Origin of the sequence: Virgisporangium aurantiacum (assembly GCF_016863635.1) — a bacterium.
Lineage (GTDB): Bacteria > Actinomycetota > Actinomycetes > Mycobacteriales > Micromonosporaceae > Virgisporangium > Virgisporangium aurantiacum.
On sequence record NZ_BOPG01000067.1, the window covers coordinates 132,778 to 158,845 of the forward strand.

The window sequence follows — 26,068 nt, forward strand, 5'->3', positions numbered from 1 at the left end:
TCGCCTCGTGGGGCGTAGCCAGGGTTTACCGCGCGGGGGTGGCTTCGGGCCCGACTCCGACGACACGGGGTGCACGATCCTGCACGTCGACATGGATGCCTTCTACGCGACGGTCGAGGTGCGCCGCCGGCCCGAGCTTCGCGGGAAGCCGGTCATCGTGGGCGGCGCCGGTCCGCGCGGGGTGGTGTCGGCGGCCAGCTACGAGGCACGAAAGTACGGGGTGCGCAGCGCGATGCCCGGCGCGCGGGCCAGGCGGCTGTGCCCGCACGCCGTCTTCCTGCCGCCCGACTTCGACGCGTACGCCGCCGCCTCCCGCGCGGTGATGGCGATCTTCCGCGACGTCACCCCGCTGGTCGAGCCGCTGTCGATGGACGAGGCGTTCCTCGACGTGGCGGGCGCCGTCCGGCTGCTCGGCCGGCCGGCCGAGATCGCCGCGGGCATCCGCCGGCGGGTGTCCGAGGAGGAGCGGCTCACCTGCTCGGTCGGGGTGGCCCCCACGAAGTTCATCGCCAAGCTCGGGTCCACCCGGGCGAAGCCGAACGGGCTCGAGGTGGTGCCGGCCGATCGGGTCCTGGAGTACCTGCACCCGTTGCCGGTCGACGCGCTGTGGGGCGTGGGGGAGAAGTCGGCCGAGGCGCTGCACCGGCTCGGGCTGCGCACCGTGGGCGATGTGGCCGCCGCGCCGCTCGGGCTGCTGCGCCGGGCGCTCGGCGAGGCGGCCGCCGTCCACCTGCGGGAGCTGTCCGCCGGGCGCGACCCCCGGCCGGTGGTGCCGCACCAGCCCGAGAAGTCGATCGGCGCCGAAACCACGTTCGACGTCGACGTCGACGACCCGCGGGTCATCCGGGAGGCGTTGCTGGCGATGAGCGAGAAGACCGCCGGCCGGCTCCGTCGCGCCGGGCAGGCCGGCCGCACCGTCACGCTGAAGGTGCGACTGTCTGATTTCCGTACTTTGAACCGGTCCCGTACCCTCGGGGCGGCCACCGACGTCGGTCGGGAGATTTTCCAGACCGCGTGGGCGCTCTTCGAGATCCTCCAGCCCGGTGAGCGGATCCGTCTGGTCGGCGTCCGGGTCGACGGCCTCGCCCTCGCCGACGACGCTCCGCACCAGCTCAGCCTGGGCGAACGTGAAACCGGGTGGCGCGAGGCCGAGCGGGCGGCCGACGCCCTGGCGGCCCGTTTCGGCGCCGGCGTGATACGCCCGGCCAGCCTGCTCAAGCTGCCCGAACGACCCGCTGCCGGGCCGCCCTCGCGCATCGATCATGACAACACGAGGTAGCTTTGGTGGCACGCGTTACGAGCGGGTGACGGGCAAGCCAACCTCCCGGCGACGTATGATCACCGGAAAATCGGCACGGCGGGACCATCGTCCCGCTTTCCGACCCGCTGACCCGCTCGTAGACTCGTAGACACGTAGCCATTCGGCTGCGGCGGTCGCGCCGGTCCAACCGGGCCGGCCGTCGATGACCGGGGAGGAGTGCCGTGCCGCTCTCGGAGCATGAGCAGCGGCTGTTCGAGCAGATCGAGCGGTCGCTTGCCGAGGACCCCAAGTTCGCCTCGGCGGTGCGCGCCAGTGATCCGCGCTTTCACGCTCGGCGTCGCATTCTGGTAGCTGCCGTCCTCCTCGTAGGCGGAATGGCGCTTCTTGTCTATGGAGTCATGGGCAACCAACCCCTGCTCGGTGTGGGCGGGTTCGTGGTGATGCTGGGCTCCGTCGTCTTCGGTATGCAGGCGTACCGCCGCGGGCAGAGCACCGACCTGCGCGCCGTCGACGGCACCGCCACTCGTCGCACGCGGTCGGGCGGCCGCCGCGGCGGGTTCATCGACCGCCTCGAAGACCGCTGGCGCCGTCGCCCCGAGGGCGACATCTAGCGCTTCGCGCCAAAAGCGCGCCGCGCACCCGAACTGGGTGTGCGGCGCGCCTTTTTGTACGCATATGCCGGCTTCCCCGTTGAGGCGAGCGCGTCAACCACCACGCGGCAGGGCGCCGGCAGGCGAATGCGGATCTTGGACTCCTGGAGGGCCTATGGCACCTCGTGCAGTCCAAGATCCGCAAACCGGGCGGGGTACCCAGCGGCGCCCGGGGTGCCTAGCGGTTGCGGGTCAGCAGGCGCCTGGGGCTGGTCGCCCGGAGCAGTGACTCGCGGCGGTGGGCGGCCGCGGTGGAGAAGGACAGGTATCTGGTGCTGGCCGTGGTGCGCCACCTGGCCAGGACCGACGGGGGCATCAGGGAGGCCTGCAGCCTCGTGCGGAGCGAAACGCCCTCGCGGAGGGCGGTGCGGACGTCGCGCAACGGCCCGCCCAGCTCGACGTCGGTGAGCGGGCTCCGGGCGTACCTGGCCCGCTCCTCGGCCCGGCTCAGCACCTGCACGCCGCTGGCAGCGGCCTCGGGCAGCCGGGCCTCGGTGATCAGGCGCTCGCCGGTGAGCCTCGGCGTCTCGGCCGGATCGATCTCGACCCGGTAGTCGATCATGGTGTCGAGCAGTTCGTCCCAGGCGGCGTGCGCGTCGCGTCTGGCCCGGCCCAGGCCGGCGGCCTGGGCGGCCGTGGCGTCGCCGCCCGGGGTCACGTCGACGGACGCCGCCGCACCGGCCGGTACCGGCCCGGACGCGGATCCGGTTGCCGCCGCGCCGGTGCCGGCCAACCGGCGGCGGCGGACGGCCACCCGGCGCAGCGCCGGCAGGACGAGCAGCACCAGCAGCACGACCGCGGCGCCGAGGAGGTACCACGGCCACGTCGACGAGTTCTCCGAGGACGACGCGCCACCGGTGATGCCCGGGTCGTTCGGGCCGTACGGGTTGGTGGCGGCCGCCGAGGCACCGCCGCTGACGCTCTCGCCGGGGCGTAGGTCGTCTTCGGGGGTGCTGCCGGAGTTGCCGGTGGGCTGGTTCGGGTCGGGTGCCCACGCGCTCGACACCGAACCCGAGAAGCCGCTGGGCGGGGTGGCGTCGAACGGCACCCAGCCGAAGCCGTCGAAGTAGACCTCGGTCCAGGCGTGCAGGTTGAAGTTCGACAGCGTGTAGGTGTTGCCGTTGCGGTTGTTGCCCTTGGTGAACCCGAAGGCGACCCGCGCCGGGATGTTGACCGTCCGCAGCAGCCAGGCCATCGCGGCGGCGTACTGCTCGCAGTAGCCCTGCCGGTTGCCCTCGCGCAGGAAGTCGACCATGGCGCTGCCGCTGTTGCCGGCCTTCGTCTCCAGGCTGTACTTGAAGCCGTTGGACGGCCCGAAGAAGTCGTAGACGGCCCGGACCCGGTCGTACTGGTTGGTCTTGCCCGCGACGAGCTTGTCGGCGATGGCCTTGATCTCCGGGACGTCGGTGGGCTTGCGGGTGTTGCTGTTGCGGATCTGGTCGCCCTCGTTGAGGTCGCGGGCGGTGCGCAGCGCCTCGGGCGTGTACTCCGGACGCGTGTAGTGGACGATGTACTTGCGGCCCTTCGCGGTGTTACGGCCCGAGTAGATGACGCCGGACCGCCGGTCGAAGCCCCACGACCCGTCGAGCCGGTCGATCTTGGTGACCTGCTCGTAGAGCGGCAGCAACCGCTCGTTGAACTCGAGGACCTCGACCACGGCCGCGTTGCTCTTGTAGTTGACCCCGGGGACGGTGAGCCGTTGCGGCTCCTCCAGCTTCGACAGCGGCGTCGCCTGCCCCCACGAGCGGTTGACGAAGCCCTGCGAGGTGAGGTCTTCGGCGGTGCCGAACCGCAGGTAGAACGGGCTCGGATCGTCGGTGCTGACCTTGACCATGTCGTAGGAGGTCTCGCGGACCAGCGAGCCGGACAGGAACGAGAACAGGTTGACGTTGCCGGACCGGCCCGGCCCGTTGCCGGCGCCCGAGCCGTCGCCGACCCCGGTGCCGAAGCGGTCGAGCAGGCCGGTGGTCATGCCGGGCACCGCCAGCGGCAGGATCACCGCGACGACGACGCCGATCACGGCGAGCCGGCGGCCGGCCGCGGCCAGCGGCGACGGCTCCCAGACGTCGATGTCGCGCCCGTCGCCGCTGAACCGCCGGCCGAACCGCCGCACCCGGTCGACGTTGTCGGTGGCGAGCAGCCAGAGGAACGCGGCCGCCGTGCAGATGAAGGCGAGGAAGCTGACGCTCCTCGTGTGCGTGCCGACCGGCACCAGGTACACGGCGACCATCGGGATGCCGGCGATCGCCGGCCGCCGCGCGACCACGGCGGCCAGGTCGACCGCGAGATAGACGGCGCCGACGCCGAGCCCGGCGAGGAACAGCAGGCCGTCCTGGTCTTCGACGGGCACCCCGCTGTCGCGGATGGTGACGCCGGCGTCGACCAGCAGCTTGTTGAAGTGCGTGAACGTCTCGGCGGTCGGAATGATGCCGAGCACCGCGTGACCGTCGCTGTAGAGCCAGGTCAGCGTCACCACGTAGCAGGCGATCATCGCGAACGTCGGCAGCCAGATCGGCGCCCGGACGCTGCGCAGCGCCACCGCGGCCGCGGTCATCGTGCCCACGACGAGCAGCGCGCCGACCAGCCACGTCCACTTCTCGAACACCGACGACAGGGGCAGCGCAGCGATCATGGTGGCGCCCGCCGCCACCAACGTGATGTGGCGCCGCTGGGTCATGACAGGCTCCCGGAGACGGTTTCCGCCATCGCGGCCCGCCAGCTGAACCCGCGCGAGCCGCGGGCGGCCTCGGGCCACAGCGCCGCGAGCTTCGCACCGTGCGGGACGCCGACCACCCGCCAGCCGGTACGCAGCAGCGCGAGCGCCGCGACGCCGTGCGCCCGGTCGGCCTCCTCGCGGGCGGCCGTCGGCAGGTTCAACCAGGTGGTGCTGTCGATCAGCAGGGCCATGCAGGTGGCGCCGCTGGTGCGCAACGCGGTGAGCAGTTCCGCCTCCTGGGGCGTGATCAGGCCGAACACGCCGATGATCAGCCCGCCGTCGGTGCGGTGCTTCACCCGGTCGACGAGTTGGGCGATGCCGCCGCCCTGCTGCGCCAGTTTGACCTCGGCCAGGTGGTCGAGCAGCAGGCCCTCGCCGCCGCCCTCGGACGCGTCGACGTCGATGCCGGAGTCGGTGACCAGCCGCAGCTTGTAACCGTTGTGCCGCAGGTGCAGCGCGACGCTCGCCGCCGCCGACACGGCCCACTCGAAGCTCGCCGTGGGCCCCTCGCCGCGGTGGGCGAAGCTGCGGGTGTCGAGCACGACCGTGGCCCGGCTCTCCCACGGCTGCTCCTCGCGGCGCACCATCAGCTCGCCGACGCGGGCGGTCGACCGCCAGTGCACGCGGCGCAGGTCGTCGCCGTAGCGGTACTCACGGGTCGCGGCGTCGTCCTCACCGTGGACGGCCACCGAGCGGGCGCGGCTCTCGCCGGCGCCCGCGTACTCGCCGGCCAGCCGCACCGACGGCAGCGGGACGACCTGCGGTATCACGGTGAGCTTGTCGATCGACGGGAACGCCCGCACCAGTTCACACAGGCCGAACGGGTCGGTGAGCCGCACGACCAGCGGACCCACCTCGTACCGGCCGCGCACGTCGGCCCGCACGGTGTACGCCACCGAGCTGGCCTGGTGCGGCCCGAGCCGCTCGAGGACCAGCCGCGGGCGGCTGCCCAGCGCGTACGGCAGCCGGTCTTCCAGCAGCATGGTGCCGGTGGGCAGCCGGCTGAGGTTCTGCAACCGCAGCACCACCCGCGAACTGCCGCCGACCTGGGCGCGGTGCGGCTGCAGCGAGCGGCTGCACGACAACTTGTACCGGGTGCGGCCGACGTAGCCGGCCGCGAGCAGCGGCAGCGCGCCGAGCAGGATCGCGACGCGCAGCAGGTCCTTCTCCCCGAAGATCAACGCCGACACGGCGAACACGGCCGCCCCGCCGAAGAACCACCGTCCCCGGGACGTCAGCCCCCGCAGCGCCTCGCGCACGCTCACCGCCTCCGCTGGTCGTACGGGTTGGCGGTGCTCTGCTGCTGCTGGCGGGTGCGCGTGTCGTACGGCGAACGGTGCCGGTCGGACGGCAGGGCCAGCCGGGTGACGAGGTCGGCGACGATCGAGTCGGTGGTGCGCCGGGCCAGTTGGGCCTCGGCGGTGGGGATGATGCGGTGCGCCATCACCGGGACGGCGAGGTTCTGCAGGTCGTCGGGCACCACGTAGTCGCGCGACTCCAGGGCGGCGACCGCGCGGGCGGTGCGGATCAACTGCAGCGTTGCTCGCGGCGAGGCGCCGAGGCGCAGGTCGGGCGACTCGCGCGTGGCGGTGACCAGGTCGACGGCGTACTGCTTGACGGCGTCGGCGACGTGTACGTCGCGCGCGGTGGCGATCATCCGCCGCACCACGTTGGCGTCGGCGACCGCGCGCAGGTCGTGCAGCGGGTCGTGGGCGCCGTGCACGTCGAGCATCGCCAGTTCGGCGCCGGCGTCGGGGTAGCCCATCGCGATGCGGGCGGTGAACCGGTCGCGCTGCGCCTCGGGCAGCGGATAGGTCCCCTCCATCTCGATGGGGTTCTGCGTGGCCACCACCATGAAGGGCGTCTGCAACGGGTAGGTGACCCCGTCGACGGTGACCTGCTTCTCCTCCATGCACTCCAGCAGCGCCGACTGGGTCTTCGGCGAGGCGCGGTTGATCTCGTCGCCGACGACGATGTTCGCGAACACCGCGCCCGGCTTGAACTCGAAGTCGCGGCTCTCCTGGTTGTAGACGCTCACCCCGGTGACGTCGCTGGGCAGCAGGTCGGGGGTGAACTGGATCCGGCGCACCGAGCAGTCGATCGACCGGGCCAGCGCCTTGGCGAGTTTGGTCTTGCCGACGCCGGGCACGTCTTCGATGAGCAGGTGGCCCTCGGCCAGGAGGACGGCGAGCGCCAGCCGGACGGTGGCCGTCTTGCCCTCGATGACCTGCTCGATGTTGCTGACGATCGCGTCAGCGGCGGCGCGGAACTCGTTCGGCGGAAGCGGGCTGCCGAGGTCCTCGTACATTCGCTTGGTCGTCAACGGGTCTCCTTCGTTCCGCGCCGTGGCGTCTGCGCCCATCTTTAGGACACCGCTGGTGTGCGCCAGGTTGCGCCGGCGGACCGGAGATTCCTGAATGTGAGCGACCATCGGCGTGTTCACAGGTTATCCGCACCACACCGGAACCGCCGACACCGCAAAACCGTCGATAAGCAGACGTTAATCCCCAACCGAGCGCGGATTCCCGCATCGGGTTGTGGTCATGACGCGACGTCTTGCAAAATCTGCATGTTGCAGATGAGTGGAACGGACAGCGAGGGCACAACCGTCCGATCGGCCGACACAACCGGTCTGATCGTCATCCTCGGGGCGACTTCGCCGATCCGTTGCGCCAGGTAGCGTAATTGCGGCGGTGAGTATTTCGACCGTCCACGTACGACAACAGAACATCTTCGTTCACGCTCTGGCCGGAGCGCGGGAACGGGGACATCGGAGAGATCCCTGACGAGACCCAGAGTCTCAAGGAGCTGATGTGCCCGATTTCGAAGACCTGCTCAGGCAGGTCATGGCCATCCGTGGCACCCTGCGTGCCGCACTGATCGATCATTCCAGCGGCATGACCGTGGCCGCCCTCGGTCGCAGTGTCGACGGAGGAGACGACAGCCACCCTCCGCCCGGCAGCGAACCCGGCCGTCCCGGCCGTCACGCGGAGCCGCGCTGGGAACCCGACGGTGACACCGGTCCGATGGACATCATCCGGGCCACCGTCAACAGCCCCGCGTTCGTCGCGCCGGCCACGCCCGGCTACGTCGAGGACATCGTGGTCACGTCCGCGAACGGCTACCACCTCATCCACTTCGTGGTGACGGACTTCGACGCGCGCCTGGTGCTCTACGTGTGGCTCGACCGGTTGGTCGGCAACCTCGCCATGACGCAGCGGTCGTTGCGCAACCTCGGCCAGCACCTGGTCGCCGCCTGACCGGGCGTGCGGCACCCAGACAGCAGGCAACCCAACCGAACCGACCGCGAGAGGTTCAGCGCGTGGGGGCATCCGTACCGTCCACCCTGCGAGGGGCACTTGAGCCGTGGTGCGCCGTCGGCGCGACCGGCGCCCTCCGGGTGGAGGATCCGCCCGGCGGGGCGATCTACATCGTCGACGGCCGGCTCAGTTTCGCCGAGTGCGGGCTGGTCAGCGGCGTCGACAAGCTGCTCACCGCGTCCGGGCGGGTGCCGGCCGACGTGTGGCGGGCGGCGGTGGCGGCGGGCCGCTCGACCGGTCGGATCGGCGACACGCTGATCGCCGACGGGCACATCAGCCGCAACGAGTTGGCCCTGTCCGCCCTGTCGGCGCTGATGGACGCGGCGTTCTTCCTCTTCGACGCCGCGGTCACCGCGCAGTTCGAACCGGACGCGGTCAACCCGCTGGGCACGTTCTGCGAACTGGAGTTCGCGGCGGTCTGTCTGGAGGTCGACCGGCGGCGCCGGCTGCTGGCCGACGTCTGGCCGGACCCGGCGATCGACACCGCGGCGGTGGTACCGTCCCGCCGGTTGCGCGGGCACCAGGTCTCGCTGACCGCGGCGCAGTGGGAGATCGTCGCGAACGCCGACCGCCGGCGCAGCCCGGCCGACCTGGCCCGGCTGCTCGGGCGGGAGACGTTCGTGATGCTGCTCGAGGCCCGCCGGCTGGCGCGCTCGGGCCTGATCGAACCGGGCCGCCCGGGCGGGTCCGCGGTGGCCGAATCGGTCGCGGCGGTGCGGGCCCGGACGGCGGCGGCGCTGGTCCGGGTCCCGGACCAGCGGGTCGACCGGGAGCTCGACCAGCGGATCCCGGATCAGCGGTTCCCGGATCAGCGGGTCGAGGCCGTGCTGGCCCCACCCGCGCGCGGGTCGGCCGTCGTGCCCGCGGCCGCCGCTGCGGGCGTCACCCCGATGACCGTGCCGCTGGCCCCGCCGGCGGCCGACGACCTCAGCCTGCGCGAACCCGCCGCGCCGGTGCCGCTGCCCCGCCGCCGGGCGGCCGAACCCCGGCGCTGGCCGGCGAACCCGGTCGACGACGGCCGGGTCGTGGAGGAGTGCTCCGACAGCACGCTCATGCGGATCCAGCGGGCGCTCCGGGCGTTGCGATGAAGTTCCGTCAACGGGGGCAACGGCCGATGGGCACCACGACGACGGCCCGGATCAGAGAGTTCGTCCGCACCGCGGCGACGCAGACCGCGGCCAGGACCGGGAGGAGAAGGTTGGTGGGGGTGGAGCAGGACGTACTGGCCGAGTTGGGCCGGCTGCGGCACAAGCTTCCGCAGGTGCAAGGACTGCTCGTCGCCAGTGCCGACGGCCTGCTCGTGGCCGAGGACGCCGCCGGGGTGGAAGCCGAGACCATGGCCGCGATGTCGGCGGCCTACCTGGGACTCGCCCAGCAGATCGCGAAGGGCGCCGACTACGGCGAGTTCCAGGAGACCGTGACCCGGGCGACGGGTGGGTACGTGGCGACCTTCGCCGCCGGCACCCACGCGCTGCTCACCGTGCTGGCCGACGCGGGAATCAACCTCGGCCTACTGCACCACGAGGCGCGGCCGGTGGCCACCCGGGTGGGCGAACTCGTCGCGGCCGGCCAAGGATGACCGGCCGCGAAAGGCGTAAGGAAGAGAGGTGACGCCGTCCTCAACTGCACGAGCACCAGGACCGAAACGACTACTTCCCCAACCGCGAAAGCAGGAGGACTCCATGCCTGACATGGATACGGCACTCAAGGAAGCGATGCAGATCGAGGGCGCCATCGGTGTCGCGCTCGTCGACTACACCAGCGGCATGGCGCTGGGCACGCTGGGCAGCACCAAGGAACTCGACCTCACGGTCGCCGCGGCGGGCAACACCGACGTGGTCCGCGCGAAGATGCGCACGCTGGACCTGCTCAAGATGAAGGACGAGATCGAGGACATCCTGATCACGCTGGGCAGCCAGTACCACCTGATCCGGCCGCTGCGCAGCCGCGGCGGGCAGGGCCTGTTCATCTACCTGGCGCTGCAGAAGTCGCGCGCGAACCTGGCCATGGCCCGTCACCAGGTCCGCAGGATCGAGGAAGACCTCCACATGTGAAGGGTCGGGATCCCGGTCGGGGCGCGGAACGCGCCTCGACCGGGGATCCGGTACGCTGGATCCCATGTTCCGGGCATTCCGGCTTCTTACATGGCCGTGCTGACGTAGCGCTGTTCTGTCGAACAAGGCTCGTCCGCACGGCGGCCCCTCCTGCGTGAGGGGTTTTTTCATGTCCGGAATCGATTCTGAGGTGGCGAGCATGAGCGAGGACATTCCCCCGTACCGGTACACGGCCGCGCTGGCCGGCGAGATCGAGGAGCGGTGGCAGGACTTCTGGGACAAGAACGGCACGTTCAACGCGCCGAACCCCAGCGGCCCGCTCAGCGAACCCGACCACCCGCGGGCCGGCGCGCCGAAGCTGTACGTGATGGACATGTTCCCGTACCCGTCGGGGGCGGGCCTGCACGTCGGCCACCCGCTGGGTTACATCGGCACCGACAGCTACACCCGGTACGCCCGCATGATCGGGTTCAACGTGCTGCACCCGATGGGCTTCGACGCGTTCGGCCTGCCGGCCGAGCAGTACGCGGTGCAGACCGGAACGCACCCGCGCAAGACCACCGAGGAGAACGTCGAGCGCTACCGCGGGCAGCTGCGCCGGCTGGGTCTGGCGTACGACAACCGGCGCTCGCTGTCGACCACCGACGTCGGGTTCTACACGTGGACCCAGTGGATCTTCCTGACGATCTTCAACTCCTGGTTCGATCCGGAGCAGCGCAAGGCGCGTCCCATCGACGAGCTGATCGCGGAGCTGGAGTCGGGCGCGCGGCCCGCGCCCGACGGCGCTTCCTGGTCGTCGCTGTCCTCCACCGAGAAGCGCACGATCATCGACGACCACCGCCTGGCCTACGTGTCGGAGGCGCCGGTGAACTGGTGCCCCGGGCTGGGGACGGTGCTGGCGAACGAGGAGGTCACCGCCGACGGGCGCAGCGAGCGCGGCAACTTCCCGGTCTTCAAGCGCAACCTGAAGCAGTGGATGATGCGGATCACCGCGTACGGCGACCGCCTGCTGGCCGACCTGGACACGCTGGAGTGGCCGGAGAAGGTCAAGGCCATGCAGCGCAACTGGATCGGCCGGTCGCGCGGCGCGCACGTCTCGTTCGCGAGCGACGCGGGGGAGATCCGGGTGTTCACCACCCGGCCCGACACCCTGTTCGGCGCGACGTACATGGTGCTGGCGCCGGAGCACGACCTGGTCTCGGCGCTGACCGCCGACGCGTGGCCCGACGGGACGAAGGACGCCTGGACCGGCGGGTTCGCGACGCCCGAGGAAGCCGTGGCCGACTACCGGCGGCGGGCCGCCGCGAAGACCGACATCGAGCGGCAGGCCGACAAGGAGAAGACCGGTGTGTTCGTGGGCTCGTACGCCACGAACCCGGTGAACGGCGAGCGCATCCCGGTGTTCATCGCCGACTACGTGCTGGCCGGCTACGGCACCGGCGCGATCATGGCCGTTCCCGGCCAGGACGAGCGCGACTGGGAGTTCGCCGAGGTCTTCGACCTGCCGATCATCCGGACCGTGCAGCCGTCCGAGGGTTTCGACGGGAAGGCGTACACCGGCGAGGGTCCGGCCATCAACAGCTCGTTCCTGGACGGGCTGGAGATCGCCGACGCCAAGGCGAAGATCATCGAGTGGCTGGAGGCGAACGGCGCCGGGGTCGGCGCGGTGACGTACCGGCTGCGTGACTGGCTGTTCAGCCGGCAGCGGTACTGGGGCGAGCCGATGCCGATCGTCTACGACGAGACCGGGCTGCCGGTGGCGATCCCGTACGACCTGCTGCCGGTCGAGCTGCCCGAGGTCGACGACTTCTCGCCGCGCACGTTCGACATCGACGACGCCGGCTCGATGCCGGAGACGCCGCTGTCGCGCGCCCGCGAGTGGGTCGAGGTCGAGCTGGACCTGGGCGACGGCCCGAAGCGGTACACCCGCGACACCAACGTGATGCCGCAGTGGGCCGGGTCGAGCTGGTACGAGCTGCGCTACCTGGACCCGCACAACGCCACCGAACTGGTCGGCGCCGAGAACGAGCGGTACTGGATGGGCCCGCGCGACGCGGCCGACTGCGGCGGCGTCGACCTGTACGTCGGCGGCGTGGAGCACGCCGTGCTGCACCTGCTGTACGCGCGGTTCTGGCACAAGGTGCTGTTCGACCTGGGCCACATCAGCAGCTTCGAGCCGTTCCGGAAGCTGTTCAACCAGGGCTACATCCAGGCCTACGCGTACACCGACGCGCGCGGTGTGTACGTGCCGGCCGAGGAGGTCGTCGAGCGCGAGCCGGGCCGGTTCTTCTACAACGACGAGCCGGTCAACCGCGAGTACGGCAAGATCGGCAAGAGCCTGAAGAACGTCGTGACGCCCGACGACATGTGCGCCGACTACGGCGCCGACACGTTCCGGGTGTACGAGATGTCGATGGGTCCGCTGGACGTGTCCCGGCCCTGGGACACCCGGGCGGTCATCGGCTCGTTCCGGTTCCTGCAGCGGCTGTGGCGGCTGGTCGTCGACGAGCAGACCGGCGCGGTGCGCGTCACCGACGACCCGGCCGACGAGCAGACCCGCCGGCTGCTGCACCGCGTGATCGACGGCGTCCGCACCGAGATGGAGGAGCTGCGGTTCAACACCGCGATCGCCAAGCTGATCGAGCTGACGAACCGGGCCACCCAGGCGGGTCCGACCCGCGAGGTGGTCGAGCCGCTGGTGCTGATGACGTCGCCGTTCGCGCCGCACCTGGCCGAGGAGCTGTGGCGCAAACTGGGCCGCACGACGACGATCGCGTACGAGGCGTTCCCCGAGGCCGACCCGGCCCTGCTGGTCGCCGAGTCGGTGACGCTGCCGGTGCAGGTCAACGGCAAGGTCCGGGGCCGCATCGAGATCCCGACCGACCTGGCCGAAGGCGAGGTCCGCGCCCGGGCGCTGGAGGCGGTGGCCCCGCACCTGGACGGCAAGGAGCCCCGCAAGGTCATCGTGGTCGCCGGCCGCATGGTCAGCGTGGTCGTCTAGCGCATCCCCACCGCAGACAGGCGTTCGGCCCGCAGGCGGTCGGGCCAGGCGTCGTCCGCCGGCGGGAGCGGGGAGCCCACCGCCCAGCCGACCAGGAGGTCGGCCAGGGCGGGGTTCCTCGCCAGGGCGGGGCCGTGGGCGTAGGTGCCGAGCAGCTTGCCGGCCCAGGCGCCCTCGGTCGTGCCGTCGTTGCCGATGCCTACCCGCACCGTGACCAGCGGCTTCGCCGCCGCGCCCAGGTGGGTGCGGCCGCCGTGGTTCTCGAAGCCGGTCAACGGCGGCAGGCCGAGCACCGGGTCGACCGGGCCGGCCAGCTCGCCGACCGCGCGGGTCTCGCCGCGGTCGGACTGCATGTCGAGCAGGCCGAGGCCCGTGCACTTCGCGCCCTTGGCGTAGAACGACGTCCCGAGCAGCTGGTAGCCGGCGCACACCGCGAACACGACGGCGCCGTTGGCCGCGGCGCGGTTCAGCCCGCCGTCGGCGATGAGGCGCTCGGCGGCCAGTGCCTGCGGGCCGTCTTCGCCGCCGGCCAGCAGGTAGATGTCGCCGTCCTGGGGGATCGCCTGGTCGGACTGGACCTCGACGCACTCCGACGCGATGCCCCGCAACGCGGCCCGCCGGGCCAGGATGAGCATGTTGCCCCGGTCGCCGTAGGTCGACATGAGGTCGGGGTAGATCCAGATGATGCGCAGGGACTCAGTTGACACGGTCGAGCTCCGCCCGGATGTCCTGGAACGCGGTGTAGTTGGCGATCACTTCGAGCCGGCCGGGCGGTATCGCGGCCAGGGCCTTCTCGAACGACGTCACGTGCTCGAACGGCACCTCGTTGACCTCCAGCCGCACGGCCAGGTCCATCGCCCGGTCGCCGGTGATCAGCACCCGCCGGCCACGGACCGGGGAGAAGTCGACGTCGTACAGCCACGACGTGTCGAGGCCGTCGGGGTCGCGCGCGTTGATCGCGAGCAGCGTCGGCGCGTCCTCCGCCATGTCGAAGGCCTCCAGCCAGCCGGCCGGGTTCTTCGACAGCAGCAGGCGGATCACCCGGTCGTCGCGCACCACCGTCGCGTACCGGCCGGCGATCGAGGTCACCTCGGCCAGCTTCGGCAGCGAGCGCAGCGTCGGCGCGCCGAAATACGCCGCGACGGCCAGCGCCGTCGCGGCGTTGGCCTTGTTGACGCGGCCGGGCAACTGCAGGTGGACCTCGTGGAAGACGCCGGTCGGGTCGACCACGCCGTCGCCCTCGACCTGCCACTGCGGCATCGGCCGGGTGAGGTCGCCGTTGACGCAGAACCACTGCTCGCCGTGCCGCTCGATGCGGGAGCCGCACTCGGGGCACACCCACGAGTCGTCGAGCCAGCGTTGGCCGGCGGCGACCCAGGTGACCTGCGTCGCGGCCGACGCCGCCCAGGTGACCATCGGGTCGTCGCAGTTCGCGATGACGTGCACCTCCGGCGCCCCGGTGAGCATCGTGCGCCACTTGGCCGCGACCGTCGCCACCTCCTGCGCCCGATCCAACTGGTCGCGGCTCAGGTTCAGCAGCGCGACCAGCTCGGCCTTCGTCTTCTTGAGGACGTCGGCCAGGTAGTGCTCGTCGACCTCGAGCACCGCGAACGGCGTCGCGCCCGCCTTCACCAGCGCCGACATGTGCCCGTGCGGCATGTTGGCGCCGAGCGAGTTGGTCGCCACGTTGCCGAGCACGCCGAGGGCCGCGGCGGTGAGCCGGGTGGTCGTCGTCTTGCCGTTGGTGCCGGAGATCAGCGCGATCCGCCGGCCGGCGGCCAGGTTCGCGAGAAACTCCGGGTCGATCATCTGACCGACCCGCCCGCCGATCACCGCGCCGTCGCCGCGCCCGGTTGCCCGCGACAGGGCCGCGGCGCTCTTGGTGAGACCGCTGGCCAGGCGGGTGCGAAGGGAGTATCTGGGTTCCGTCATCCTTCGCTCTCTCGTACGTGGTCGTGAGTTCGTGGCGACAATACCCGTTACCGGCCCGGCTCAGGTGAGCGTCATCGGCACCTCGACGAGCGGGCGGTCGGCGGCCACCGGCTCGTTCCCCAGCCGGCCGGCGTCGTAGAACTGCAGCACGTAGGCGCCGGGCGCGGGCGCCCGGATGATGAAGTTGAACGGAACGCCCTGCTCCAGGTCGCCCTGGTTGAGCAGGACGGCGTTCAGCTGGTCGGGGCTCGTGGTGGTGCCGTCGGGCAGCTTGAGGCGGAGGTTGCCCTTCCAGACGCCGTGGTCGTAGATGCTCTGCTTGTACGACTTGAAGTCGGCGTCGCAGACCACCATCATGTAGCCCTTCTTGGCCTGCTGGTGTTCGGCGGGGTAGTCGACCCGCTGCTCGCACTGGTTCAGCTTCATGCCGAGCACGCCGCTGCGCTTCTCGTCGACCGGGCCGGCGACCTTCTTCGGCTCCAGCGTCACCGTCTTGTCCAGGTCGCCGAACGGGATCTTCGGCTGCACCACGTCGTCGCGGCCGATGCTCAACTCGCCCTTGCGCAGGTCGGTGACCTGCTTCTCCGGCTTGAACACGAACTTGCCGTTCGTGGTCGCCTTGCCGGGGAGGCTCTGTACCTCCTTGACGTCGCCCTCGGTGATCGCGCCGTCGTAGGTGAAGTACACCTCGGTGTAGCGGACGTTGTCCTGGCCGTCGGTGCCCAGGTTCTCGATGGTGACGTCCATCGACAGCGGGTTGTCCTTGACGGCCGGGTCGTACGAGACCGTCTTCACGGTGACCTTGAGGCCCTGATAGAAGACCGCCCGGTCGACCTTGTAGGTGCCGGTCTGCGCGGCTCCGCCGTCACCGACCTTGGCGCCGCCGCCCTGGGGCTGGATGCCGCCGGTGCCGGTCGAGTTCGACCCGGTGTCGCGGCCCTTGTCGCCGTCGTCGGTGAGCATCTTCGCCGCGACGGCGCCGCCGCCGGCGAGCAGCACGAGCGCGGCGGCCGCGGCGACGATCCAGCCGATCGGGCGGCGGCGCGGCGGCGCGGCCGGCCGGCGGGTCGGGTCGGGCAACCCGGGCGCGCCGTACGCGGACGTGTCTCCCCAGAGCGGCATTCCCGAGGGGACCGGTGGTAGCCCGGCCGGATCACCCGGCGCGCCGCTGGTGGGGCGGGGCGGGCCGCTGCTGGGAATGGAACTGGTCGGGATTCCGAGGCTCGGCGCGCTGACCGGCCCACCCGGGGGAGTGCTGACCGGCGCGGCCGGTGCCTCCCACCCCATGGGCGCTGCCGCCGCCGCTCCCCAGGGCGCGTACGCCGGCGCGGGTCCCCGTGCCGGCGCCGGAACGGCGCGCAGGCTGCCCTGCGCGACCAGCAGTTCCGGGGTGTCGATCAACGTCGGCGCGACGCCCAACCGCTGGTGGAGCAGGGTGGCGATCAGCGGGATGCGGCTGGAGCCGCCGACCAGGTACAGACCGGCCAGGCGGGTCGGACCGGCCCGGCCGACCAGGGACGCCGTCAGCTCCACGGTGCGGTCGAGCAGCGGACGGGCGGCGGCCTCGAACTCCTCGCGGGTCAGGTGGGTGTCGGTGTCGAACAGCGGGACGTGCACCGCGGCGGTGGGCGTCCGCGACAGTTGTTCCTTGGCGGCGCGCACGTCGTCCCAGAAAGTTCGCGACGCCCGGCGGCCGTACGTATCCGACGGATTCGCCAACTGGTGCCACCGCTGCGGATCACGCTGCACGACCACGCGGCCGATGAGCTCGACGAGCACCGCGTCGAGATCGAGGCCGCCGACGTCGCCGAGGCCCTCGCTCGCGACCAGTTCCCAGGCCCCGTCCGGACGCCGGCGCACGAGCGACGCGTCGAACGTGCCCGCGCCGAAGTCGTAGACGGCGAGCGCCTCACCGGGCTCGACCGTGCGGCCGAGCACGCCGGTGAAGTGCGCGGCGGCCGCCACCGGCTCCGGCACCACGGTGACGGCCGTGAGCCCGGCCGCGGCGGCGGCGTTGACCAGGACGTCCTTGCGGTGCGTTCCCCAGTTGGCGGGATGGGTGAGCACGGTCTGCGCCGGCGGGCCACCGGCGTTCCGGACGGCTTCGGCGGCGACGCGGGCGAGCACGGCGGAGATCACGCGGGCCACCGGGAACTCGTCGTTGCCGAGCAGAATGATGGCCTCGTCGATGCGACGCTTCGGGTTCGGTTCGTACCGGGTCGGGTCGAGTCGGGCGCTGCGGTCACCGTCGCGGCCGGTGAGAAGCCTGCCGCTGGGGTCGGCGAACACGGCCGACGACAGCAGCGGCGACGAGTCGAACAGCAACGGCTGGGCTCTGTTGACAGCTCCGCCGTCGGCTGCTTCGAGGTAGGCGACGGTGTGGGTGGTGCCGAAATCGATCCCGAGCCGGTGGCTCACGGTGGGGGTCACGCGCGTCACGGTATCGGCGGCTGTAAAGCGTGCCGCGTCCCCGCTGCCCTTGCCCGGTCCCCTCCACTCTCCTCCCGCCACCCGGCGCGTCGATCTTGCAGTTGTGGTGGCACCCAAACGGGTCCGAACAGGAACAACCCGGGCACCACAAGTGCAAGATCGACGGGATCGGGGGGTGCCGCCGCGGGCGGGGTGGGGGAAAGGGTGTGCGAAAGGGGTGGAGGGCTCCACCCGGTCCACCACATCGCTCCACCGGGGCTCCATTTCGGGCCCGGGGGCGCCCGGCACGTGCCTGGGTGACCGTTTTGTCATGCTTATCTAACGGGTGAATCGGCACTGTCTTGATCTGGACGCAGTGTGCCAGCCTTCGCCCTCCACCCCGCCCCACCGCGTCTGACCTGGGGTTTTCCGGGCAGGCTCGCGCCGCCTATCCCGAGTTTCCGGTTGCGGGTGGAGGGAAGTGGAGTACAGTGGAGCGCGTTGGTGGGTCGGGGGGCCCACCGGCCCCGGGGAGGGGGTGCAGTGCGTGTTTCTCGGAACGCACACGCCCCGTCTCGACGAGAAGGGCCGGTTAATCCTTCCGGCCAAGTTCCGTGATGAACTGGCGGGAGGTGTTGTGATCACTAAGGGTCAGGAGCGCTGCCTCTACGTGTTCCCCACCTCCGAGTTCGGTCGCATCGCGGCACAACTGCGTGAGACGCCGATGACGCACAAGGCGGCCCGGGCATACAGCCGGGTGTTCTTCGCCAGTGCGCACGACGAGGTGCCCGACAAGCAAGGTCGGGTCACCATCCCTGGCCACCTGCGTGAATACGCCGGGCTGGGCCGCGATCTCGTCGTCATCGGCGCCAGTACTCGGGTGGAGATCTGGGACAAGTTGGCCTGGGACACATACCTCGCGGAGAGCGAAGACGAATTCGCTGACATCGAAGAGGGGGTTCTCCCGGGCGGGTTGTAGTTGCGGGGTAGCAGTTCACGCCGTACCGCGAGATCTCCCTCCGCTCCACTCCTGACGCCACTTCCCCGGCGGCAGGCGAGAGAGCGGATGGGGATCTGGCGGTACGGCGTCATGGTCACCGGGGTCGGCCGAGAAATCAACTCGCCACGCCGACGACTGAAGCAATGCAACGGGGGAAACACCGCACCGGTCCGCGAAACCGGGTGCGGGCTCACCGGAACCGATTCCGGGGCAGCGCGCGGTCACGCGCGCCTCCTGACGGCATCCGGCGGGGCGATGACACGGTCCGGGCCGCGAACCCGGGCCGTTACAAGGGGGTCGGCCATGGCGCGGGGGATCCACGTACCCGTTCTGCTCGAGCGGTGCCTCGAGCTGCTGCGCCCCGCCCTGGAGGGCCCCGGCGCGGTGCACGTCGACGCCACCCTCGGCCTCGGCGGGCACGCGGAAGCGGTGCTCGACGCGTTTCCGCAGGTGACGCTCGTCGGCATCGACCGCGATCCGCAGGCCCTCGCACTGGCGGGGGACCGGCTCGCGGGTCATGCCGATCGAACGCACCTCGTGCACGCCGTCTACAACGAGCTGGGCCCGGTTCTGGACTCGCTGGGGATCACCGAGGTCAACGGGGTGCTGTTCGACCTCGGCGTCTCCTCCCTGCAACTCGACGAGGCGGGCCGGGGTTTCGCCTACAGCCAGGACGCGCCGCTCGACATGCGGATGGACCCCACGACGGGGATCACCGCGGCCGACGTGGTGAACACGTACCCGGCCGGCGACCTCACCCGGATCCTGCGGGTCTACGGCGAGGAGAAGTTCGCGCCGCGGATCGCGTCGGCGATCGTGCGCGAGCGGGCGAAGGAGCCGTTCACCCGGACGGCACGGCTCGCCGACCTGGTGCGGAGCTCGATCCCCGCGCCGGCCCGGCGAACCGGGGGAAACCCCGCGAAGAGAACGTTTCAGGCGTTGCGCATTGAGGTAAATGGCGAACTGTCCGTGCTGGAAGAGGCGGTACCGGCGGCCCTCGACGCGCTCGCGCCCGAGGGTCGGATCGCGGTCCTGTCCTACCACTCGCTCGAAGACCGCCTGGTCAAGCAGGCGTTCGCCGAGCGGGCGCGGTCGAGCGCACCGATCGAGCTGCCGATTGAACCGGCCGGGTCCGCGCCGACGCTTCGGCTCCTCACCAGAGGAGCCGAAGTGCCGGGTGACGCGGAGACGGCCACCAATCCGCGAGCGGCCTCGGCGCGCCTGCGGGCAGCCGAGCGGATCCCTCCGCCCGGCCGGCCGCCCAGACAGGTGAAGGGGATGCATCAACCGGTGACCAGGCCCGTTACGGGCCGGCGCCGCCGGCACAGCAACGGCGACGTGACCGCGGAACACCGCACGACGGAAGGGGTGAACAGCAATGACGAGGGTTGAGCCGGGCAACAACCGGGCGGGAAGAGCCGCCCGGGGTGACCGCGCCGTCGACCGGGTCGGCGACCGCATCAGTGAGCGGATCGTCGATCGCGCGGTCGATCGGGGCCGGTCCACGGGTTACTCGCACCGCGGCACCGGACGTTCCATCGACGACGTGCGCGGCCGTGGCCGGGAAGCGCTGGCCGCGACCCGCGGGGCAACCGCGCTGCAGCTGTCGCCCGCCGTCGAGCCGACCCGCCGGCGTCGCCCCGGCCGTCCACCCGAGCCGCCGGTCCGCGACGTCGCGCCGGAGCCGGAGCAGGACGAGCTCGTCCACGAGGTCGAGGTGGAGAGCAGCCTGCCCGACCGGTTCGCCCAGGGCAGCCAGCGGGCCGGCGGACGGGCCCGGCGGTCGGCCCCGGCCGAGGGCAACGGCGGGCGCGCCGGGATCTCGGTGGTGCCGCCGCTGCCGGTGTCGACGCCGCGGGCCCCGTTCGTGGCGCTGGTGCTGTCGGTGGTGGTGGTCGGCGTGCTGGGCATCCTCGTGATCAACACGAAGATCAACGAGGGCGCGTTCCAGCTGCACGAGCTGAAGGCGCAGCAGGGCAACCTCGACCAGCACGAGCAGCGGCTCGAGCGGGAGATCGCCGAGAAGGAGAGCCCGGGCAACCTGGCCGCGGCGGCCCGCCAGCTCGGGCTGGTGCGGGCCGAGTCGCCCGCGTTCCTGCGGCTGCCCGACGGGCGCCAGCTCGGCGTCCCGAAGCCGGCCACCGGTCCGGCGAGCGTCGCCGGCCAGCCCACCGGCTGATCCGGCAAGACCGATGTGGAGGCTCAGGGTCCGGTTCCGGGCCCTGGGCCTCGACGGATCCGAGGCTCCCCGCCCCGACCGGAGGCTGAATCGTGCCGAGCAACGACCCACCGAGGGATGAGCCGCGCCGGCGTACCGGTGCGAGCGAGCGCGGCGGACTCGCCGACGCACGCCGGTACACGCCACGCGGTCGCACCGTCCGGGAGAGCGCGGCCGAACGTGCCGGCCGCGACCCGTTCCGCCCGGCGCTGCAGGTCCTCTCCGGCGGCCGGTCGGCCCAACCCCGGTCCGCGCAGGACCGTTCGGCACAGGCGCGGTCCGCCCAGACCCGGTCGGCGCAGGACCGGTCCGCGCAGACCCGGTCGGCTGAGGGCCGGTCGGCGCAGGACCGGTCGGCTGAGGGCCGTTCCGGGCAGGGGCGGTCGGCACAGGCCCGGTCGGCGCAGGGTCGGGCCGATCAGGACCGGCGCGCCGGGAGGACCGGCGGAGAACCGCCGGCGCGGCGTTCGGCGGGCACGCCGGGCCGTTCGGCCGGCTCGGCCGGTCGCGCGTCGACGGCAACCGGACGCGGGGCGGGCGCGCCCCGTCGCACCCCGACCGGCGGACGCGCGGCGCGGGCCGGCGCCACCGGCCAGCGTCCCCCCGTCCGTCCGAAGATCAACCGTGGCCTGGCGCCGCCGCGACCGGGCCGACCACAGCGGCGGCTGCGGATCGCCACGGTGATCGCGCTCGCGCTGTTCACCGTGATCGCCGGGCGCCTGGTGGTACTGCAGTTCACCGACGCGCCCGCGTACGCGGCCAACGGGCTGAAGCAGCGGATCAAGAGCGAGGTCATCCCGGCGCCGCGCGGCGACATCCTCGACCGCGACGGCAAGCAACTGGCCCACAGCGTCGAGGCGCGCTACATCTACGCCGACCCGACGCAGGTGCAGGACGTCGAGAAGACCGCCAACGCGCTGGCACCGGTGCTCGGGCAGATCGGGATCCCGAAGTCGGAGCTGATCCCGAAGCTGACGCCGCACAAGAACAACAGCGGCCGGCCGGTGATGTTCGAGTACCTCGCGCGCGGCGTCGACATCGAGATCGGTGACGCCGTCGCCGCGTTGAACCTCGGCGGCGTGTTCGCGCGCCGCGACGAGCGCCGGGAGGTGCCCGGGCACGACCTGGCCGCGTCGGTCATCGGGTTCACCGGGGGCGACCTGAAGGGCCGCACCGGTCTGGAGCTGAAGTACAACCAGGTGCTCACCGGCGTCGACGGCGAGCGGGTCTTCGAGTCCGGCCAGGGCAAGCTCGACCGGGAGATCCCCGGCAGCCTGCGCAGCGCCACGCCGCCCCGGCCGGGCGCGTCGCTGGAGCTCACCATCGACCGGTTCGTGCAGTTCGAGGTGCAGCAGATCCTGGCCGAACGGCTACGGGCGGTGAAGGCGTCGATCGGCGCCGCGGTGGTGATGGACATCAAGACCGGCGAGGTGCTCGCGCAGGCCAGCTTCCCCGGCTTCGACGCCGCCGACCCGCCGGCCGACGGCCAGCTGTGGCTCGACACGAGCAGCGGGCTGCTGGTCGACCCCGGCTCGACGCACAAGGCGATCGTGATGGGCGCCGCGCTGCAGGAGGGGAAGGTGGTCCCGTCGACCACGGTGATCGTCGGGCCGAAGATCGTCAAGGGCGACCGGGAGTTCGTCGACTCGCACCCGATGAAGACGGACACCGCGATGACGCTCGCCGGCATCATGGCGTACTCGTCGAACGTCGGCACGATCCGGGTGGCCGACCAGCTCGGCCCCGACAAGCTGTACGAGTACCAGCGCAAGTTCGGGCTGGGCGAGCCGACCGGCGTCGGCCTGCCCGGCGAGGTGGCGGGCGTGGTGCGGGCGCCGAAGGACTGGAGCGGCACCAGCCGCGGCACGATCCCGATCGGCAACGGCGTGTCGACCACCCCGCTGCAGATGGCCGCCGCGTACGCGGCGATCGCCAACAACGGCACCTGGATCCAGCCGCACCTGGTGAAGGGCACCGTCGCCAACGGCGTGGTCACCGCGGCGGCGCCGCCGCTGACCCGGCAGGTGCTCGACCCGCAGCACGCCGCCGAACTCCGGGAACTGCTGGAGGCGCCGGTGGTGGTCAAGGGCGGTACCGGTAACCAGGCCGCGATCGAGGGGTACCGGGTGGCCGGCAAGACCGGCACCGGCGGCCGCGTGGTCGACGGTAAGTACACCGACGGTTACGTCGCGTCGTTCATCGGGATGGCGCCGGCCGACGCGCCCCGGTTCGTGGTGGCCGTGTACTCGTACGGGCTCGACATCACCGGCGCGTCCATGGCACCGGCGTTCCGCGACATGATGCGGTACACGCTGACCCGCTACAAGGTCCCGCCGACCGGAGCGCCGGCGCCCGAGATCAAGGTGTACCCGTAACAAGAGTGTCCAGTGCTCAACGAACCGTCGGCGGGCCGGTATGGTCTGACCCCGTGCCCGGCTATCCGCGACCCGCTGGCGTACCGCCCACGCGGCTGCGCGACCTCGTCGCTTTCATCGGAGCCGCTCCCGTCGGAGCGTCGGCGGATGACGACGCGGAGGTCACCGGTGTGTCCCTGGCCAGCGCCGAGGTGCGTCCGGGCGACCTGTACGCGGCGCTGCCGGGCAGCCGGCGGCACGGGGCCGAGTTCGTCGCGCAGGCGGTGGCGGGCGGCGCGGTCGCGGTGCTCACCGACCCGGCGGGCGCGGCCATGATCGTTGATGTCGGGATTCCGACCCTGGTGGTCGACGACCCGCGCGACGCGGTCGGCGCCGTGGCCGCCCGCGTGTACGGCGCGCCGAGCGAGCACCTCAGCGTCCTCGGCGTCACCGGCACCGCCGGCAAGACCTCGGTGGTGTACCTGCTGGAGTCGGGGCTGCGCGCGGCCGGGGTGCCGGCCGGGCTGATCGGCACCGTCGAGACCCGGCTGGGCGACGTCACGATCCCGAGCGCCCGCACCACCCCGGAGGCCACCGACCTGCACGCGCTGTTCGCGGTGGCGGTCGAGCGCGGCGTCCGGGCGGTGGCGATGGAGGTCTCCAGCCACGCGCTGAAACTCGGCCGGGTGGGCGGGGTGCGGTTCGCGGTCGGCGGGTTCACCAACTTCGGCGTCGACCACCTCGACTTCCACCCCGGCGTCGAGGACTACTTCGCGTCCAAGGCCAGGCTCTTCGACGGGCGCAGCAGCGTCGAGGTGCTCAACCTCGACGACCCGGCGCAGGCGCCGCTGGTGCGCCCGACGACGGTCACCTACTCGGCCCTCGGCGACGCGAGGGCGACCTGGCGCGCGGTCGACGTCACGCCCGACGGGTACGGGCAGCGGTTCACCGCGCTCGGCCCGGCCGGTGCCGTCTCCGCCCGGGTCGGCCTGCCGGGCCGGCACAACGTGGCCAACGCGCTGCTCGCGATCGCCATCCTCGCCGCGGCCGGCATCGACCCCCAACTGGCCGCCGACGGCGTCGGCGCCTGTCCGGGCGTGCCCGGCCGGATGGAGCGCGTCGGCCAGCTCGGGCCGGTGCTCGGCGTGGTCGACTACGCCCACAAGCCCGACTCGATCACCGCCGTGCTGGTCGCGCTGCGCCAGGTCGCCCGCGACGGGTCGCGGGTGATCTGCGTGGTGGGCGCCGGGGGAGACCGCGACCGGGGCAAGCGTCCGCTGATGGGTGCCGCCGCGGCCGCCGGTGCCGACGTCCTGATCGTCACCGACGACAACCCGCGCACCGAGGACCCGGCCCGGATCCGGGCCGAGGTGCTGGCGGGGGCGGCCGGCAGCACCGCCGAAATCCGGGAGGTCGCCGGGCGGCGGGAGGCCATCGAGGCCGCCGTCGCGCTGGCGCGGCCGGGTGACGTGGTGGCGCTCCTCGGCAAGGGGCACGAGAGCGGCCAGGAGATCGACGGCGTGGTCCGCCCGTTCGACGACCGCGTCGAGCTCGCGGCCGCGCTGGTGGCCCGCGGGGGACCGGCGGCGGGCTCCGCGGAAGGCCCCGCACCCGAGGTGCCGGCGGCAGCGCCCGGGACCGAGACGACCGGGGGTCGCCCGTGATCCCGATGACGCTGGCCGACATCGCGACGGCCGTGAACGGCACGCTCGTCGGCGCGAACCCCGACGCCACCGTCACCGGCGCGGTGGAGTTCGACTCCCGCAAGGTCGGCCCCGGCGGGCTCTTCGCCGCGTTCGACGGCGACAAGGTCGACGGCCACGAGTACGCCGAGGTGGCGATCAAGCAGGGTGCCGTCGCCGTGCTGGCGACCAGGAAGGTCGACGCGCCGGCGATCCTCGTCGACGACGCCCGCGTGGCGATGGGCCGCCTGGCCACCGCCGTGCTGGGGCGGCTGCCCGACCTCACCGTGATCGGGCTGACCGGCTCGTCCGGCAAGACCACCACCAAGGACCTGCTCGCCGGGCTGCTCAGCGAGCTCGGTCCGACCGTGGCCACCGCGGGCTCGTTCAACAACGAACTCGGTTTGCCGCACACGGTGCTGCGGGTCACCGCCGAGACCCGGTACCTGGTGCTGGAGATGGGTGCCCGGGGCGTCGGGCACATCCGGTACCTGTGCGACATCGCGCCGCCGCACGTCGGCGTGGTGATCAACGTGGGCGTGTCACACATCGGCGAGTTCGGCTCGGTCGAGGCGATCGCCGAAGCCAAGGGCGAACTGGTCGAGGCGCTCCCGCCGGCCGGCATCGCGGTGCTCAACGCCGACGACCCGCGGGTGCGGGCGATGTCGGCCCGCACCCAGGCCGAGGTGGTGCTCGCGGGCGAGTCGGCGGCCGCCGCCGTTCGCGCGCTCGACGTCACCCTCGACGAGCGCGGCCGGGCCGCGTACACGCTGCTGCACCAGGGCGGCGCGACGCCCGTGCGGCTCGCCGCCGCCGGCCGGCACCAGGTCGGCAACTCCCTGCTCGCCGCCGCGGTGGCGCTGCGGCTCGGGCTGGCGCCGGCCGAGGTGGCCGACGCCCTCACCGGGCTGCGGCCGGCCTCCGGGCGGCGGATGGACGTCTTCGACCGTCCCGACGGGGTGACGGTCATCGACGACTCGTACAACGCCAACCCGGATTCGATGGCCGCCGCCCTGCGCGCGCTGGCGGCGATCGGGGCCGGCCGGCGTACCGTCGCGGTGCTCGGCTACATGGCCGAACTCGGTGACCAGGAGCGGTCCGGTCACGAAGAGGTCGGGCGGCTGGCGGCCGAACTGGGCGTCGACCATCTGATCGCGGTGGGACAGACGGCGCCGGCCTATGCGGCCGGTGCGGCGTCGGTGGCACGTTGGGGAGGGGAGTCGGTTCAGGTGACCGATCAGGAGGCCGCGCTCGCGTGGCTCACCGCCGGGCTGCGGCCCGGTGACGCGGTGCTGGTGAAGGGGTCGCGCTACCGCACCTGGCAGCTAGTGGACGCGCTGAGGACCGGCGCATGAGGGCGGTCTTCGTCGCCGGTGTGGTGGCGTTCATCGTGTCGATCTTCGGCACGCCGATCGCCATGAGGCAGTTCATCAAGCTGAAGGCCGACCAGCCGATCCGCACCGAGGGCCCG

At 72.0% G+C, this 26,068-nt stretch carries 18 protein-coding genes and 1 pseudogene; 13 read left to right on the forward strand and 6 right to left on the reverse strand.

Annotation, left to right across the window (positions count from 1 at the left end):
• Positions 1–7 precede the first annotated feature (7 nt).
• Together Vau01_RS45440 and Vau01_RS45445 are read left to right on the forward strand one after the other, a co-directional pair.
• Entirely contained in the window at positions 8–1,279 is a 1,272-nt protein-coding gene (locus tag Vau01_RS45440; protein WP_204006583.1) for a DNA polymerase IV, read from the forward strand.
• A 203-nt stretch (positions 1,280–1,482) separates the two neighbouring features.
• Positions 1,483–1,872, forward strand: coding sequence for an SCO2097 family morphological protein (locus Vau01_RS45445; protein WP_204006585.1), 390 nt, complete (start codon positions 1,483–1,485; stop codon positions 1,870–1,872).
• 217 nt (positions 1,873–2,089) lie between these two features.
• Here Vau01_RS45445 and Vau01_RS45450 read toward each other — a convergent pair whose 3' ends face one another.
• From Vau01_RS45450 to Vau01_RS45460, 3 genes are read right to left on the reverse strand one after another with little or no spacing between them, the layout of a single operon-like run.
• Complete coding sequence (locus tag Vau01_RS45450) at positions 2,090–4,588, reverse strand: transglutaminase TgpA family protein (protein ID WP_204006587.1); 2,499 nt, start codon at positions 4,586–4,588, stop codon at positions 2,090–2,092.
• Positions 4,585–5,886, reverse strand: coding sequence for a DUF58 domain-containing protein (locus Vau01_RS45455; protein WP_204006640.1), 1,302 nt, complete (start codon positions 5,884–5,886; stop codon positions 4,585–4,587). The genes Vau01_RS45450 and Vau01_RS45455 overlap by 4 nt, the downstream gene beginning before the upstream one ends.
• Positions 5,887–5,888: 2 nt before the next feature.
• The gene (locus Vau01_RS45460; protein WP_239152374.1) at positions 5,889–6,935 is read right to left on the reverse strand and encodes an AAA family ATPase; all 1,047 of its coding nucleotides are present in this window, start codon (positions 6,933–6,935) and stop codon (positions 5,889–5,891) included.
• A gap of 505 nt (positions 6,936–7,440) precedes the next feature.
• Between Vau01_RS45460 and Vau01_RS45465 the strand changes: the two genes are divergently transcribed.
• From Vau01_RS45465 to leuS, 5 genes are all read left to right on the forward strand, one after another.
• Complete coding sequence (locus Vau01_RS45465) at positions 7,441–7,887, forward strand: hypothetical protein (protein WP_204006591.1); 447 nt, start codon at positions 7,441–7,443, stop codon at positions 7,885–7,887.
• Positions 7,888–7,949: 62 nt separating this feature from the next.
• Complete coding sequence (locus tag Vau01_RS45470) at positions 7,950–9,035, forward strand: hypothetical protein (RefSeq protein WP_204006593.1); 1,086 nt, start codon at positions 7,950–7,952, stop codon at positions 9,033–9,035.
• Positions 9,032–9,526 carry a roadblock/LC7 domain-containing protein gene (locus Vau01_RS45475; RefSeq protein ID WP_239152365.1) on the forward strand — a complete coding sequence of 165 codons (495 nt, stop codon included), beginning with the start codon at positions 9,032–9,034 and terminating at the stop codon, positions 9,524–9,526. The genes Vau01_RS45470 and Vau01_RS45475 overlap by 4 nt, the downstream gene beginning before the upstream one ends.
• A 103-nt stretch (positions 9,527–9,629) precedes the next feature.
• The gene (locus tag Vau01_RS45480) at positions 9,630–10,001 is read left to right on the forward strand and encodes a hypothetical protein (RefSeq protein ID WP_204006594.1); all 372 of its coding nucleotides are present in this window, start codon (positions 9,630–9,632) and stop codon (positions 9,999–10,001) included.
• 199 nt (positions 10,002–10,200) lie between these two features.
• Positions 10,201–13,002 (forward strand): leucine--tRNA ligase, encoded by a 2,802-nt coding sequence (gene leuS / locus Vau01_RS45485; RefSeq protein WP_239152366.1) that lies wholly within the window; start codon positions 10,201–10,203, stop codon positions 13,000–13,002.
• On the opposite strand, the gene Vau01_RS45490 is transcribed toward leuS, so the two are convergent.
• Genes Vau01_RS45490 through Vau01_RS45500 form a run of 3 tightly spaced genes read right to left on the reverse strand, consistent with a single transcriptional unit; the run spans position 12,999 to position 17,364 of the window.
• Positions 12,999–13,709 carry a type 1 glutamine amidotransferase gene (locus Vau01_RS45490; protein WP_204006599.1) on the reverse strand — a complete coding sequence of 237 codons (711 nt, stop codon included), beginning with the start codon at positions 13,707–13,709 and terminating at the stop codon, positions 12,999–13,001. The genes leuS and Vau01_RS45490 overlap by 4 nt on opposite strands.
• A complete protein-coding gene (locus tag Vau01_RS45495; protein ID WP_204006601.1) occupies positions 13,699–14,934 on the reverse strand; it encodes a Mur ligase family protein in 1,236 nt (411 codons plus the stop codon). The genes Vau01_RS45490 and Vau01_RS45495 overlap by 11 nt, the downstream gene beginning before the upstream one ends.
• A 60-nt stretch (positions 14,935–14,994) precedes the next feature.
• Entirely contained in the window at positions 14,995–17,364 is a 2,370-nt protein-coding gene (locus tag Vau01_RS45500) for an Hsp70 family protein (protein ID WP_204006603.1), read from the reverse strand.
• Between the two features lie 526 nt (positions 17,365–17,890).
• On the opposite strand from Vau01_RS45500, the gene mraZ reads away from it, so the two are divergent.
• The 6 genes and pseudogenes from mraZ (at position 17,891) to Vau01_RS45530 (ending at position 25,952) form a co-directional block, all read left to right on the forward strand.
• Complete coding sequence (gene mraZ, locus Vau01_RS45505; protein ID WP_204006605.1) at positions 17,891–18,322, forward strand: division/cell wall cluster transcriptional repressor MraZ; 432 nt, start codon at positions 17,891–17,893, stop codon at positions 18,320–18,322.
• 324 nt (positions 18,323–18,646) lie between these two features.
• A complete protein-coding gene (gene rsmH, locus Vau01_RS45510; protein WP_204006607.1) occupies positions 18,647–19,735 on the forward strand; it encodes a 16S rRNA (cytosine(1402)-N(4))-methyltransferase RsmH in 1,089 nt (362 codons plus the stop codon).
• Positions 19,722–20,522, forward strand: coding sequence for a cell division protein FtsL (ftsL, locus tag Vau01_RS45515; protein ID WP_204006608.1), 801 nt, complete (start codon positions 19,722–19,724; stop codon positions 20,520–20,522). Before rsmH ends, ftsL begins: the two co-directional genes overlap by 14 nt.
• Positions 20,523–20,614: 92 nt before the next feature.
• Positions 20,615–22,936 (forward strand): peptidoglycan D,D-transpeptidase FtsI family protein, encoded by a 2,322-nt coding sequence (locus tag Vau01_RS45520; RefSeq protein ID WP_275424017.1) that lies wholly within the window; start codon positions 20,615–20,617, stop codon positions 22,934–22,936.
• Between the two features lie 116 nt (positions 22,937–23,052).
• A pseudogene (locus Vau01_RS45525) lies at positions 23,053–24,513 on the forward strand (UDP-N-acetylmuramoyl-L-alanyl-D-glutamate--2,6-diaminopimelate ligase); the annotation flags it as partial.
• 62 nt (positions 24,514–24,575) lie between these two features.
• The gene (locus Vau01_RS45530) at positions 24,576–25,952 is read left to right on the forward strand and encodes a UDP-N-acetylmuramoyl-tripeptide--D-alanyl-D-alanine ligase (protein WP_204006612.1); all 1,377 of its coding nucleotides are present in this window, start codon (positions 24,576–24,578) and stop codon (positions 25,950–25,952) included.
• Positions 25,953–26,068 lie beyond the last annotated feature (116 nt).

What these genes read in the sequence shown, in the direction of transcription:
- Vau01_RS45450 (WP_204006587.1), bottom strand. Translation starts at nt 4,588, where the DNA reads ATGACCCAGCGGCGCCACATCACGTTGGTGGCGGCGGGCGCCACCATG.
- Vau01_RS45460 (WP_239152374.1), bottom strand. Translation starts at nt 6,935, where the DNA reads ATGTACGAGGACCTCGGCAGCCCGCTTCCGCCGAACGAGTTCCGCGCC.
- Vau01_RS45475 (WP_239152365.1), top strand. Translation starts at nt 9,032, where the DNA reads ATGAAGTTCCGTCAACGGGGGCAACGGCCGATGGGCACCACGACGACG.
- Vau01_RS45480 (WP_204006594.1), top strand. Translation starts at nt 9,630, where the DNA reads ATGCCTGACATGGATACGGCACTCAAGGAAGCGATGCAGATCGAGGGC.
- leuS (WP_239152366.1), top strand. Translation starts at nt 10,201, where the DNA reads ATGAGCGAGGACATTCCCCCGTACCGGTACACGGCCGCGCTGGCCGGC.
- Vau01_RS45495 (WP_204006601.1), bottom strand. Translation starts at nt 14,934, where the DNA reads ATGACGGAACCCAGATACTCCCTTCGCACCCGCCTGGCCAGCGGTCTC.
- rsmH (WP_204006607.1), top strand. Translation starts at nt 18,647, where the DNA reads ATGGCGCGGGGGATCCACGTACCCGTTCTGCTCGAGCGGTGCCTCGAG.
- ftsL (WP_204006608.1), top strand. Translation starts at nt 19,722, where the DNA reads ATGACGAGGGTTGAGCCGGGCAACAACCGGGCGGGAAGAGCCGCCCGG.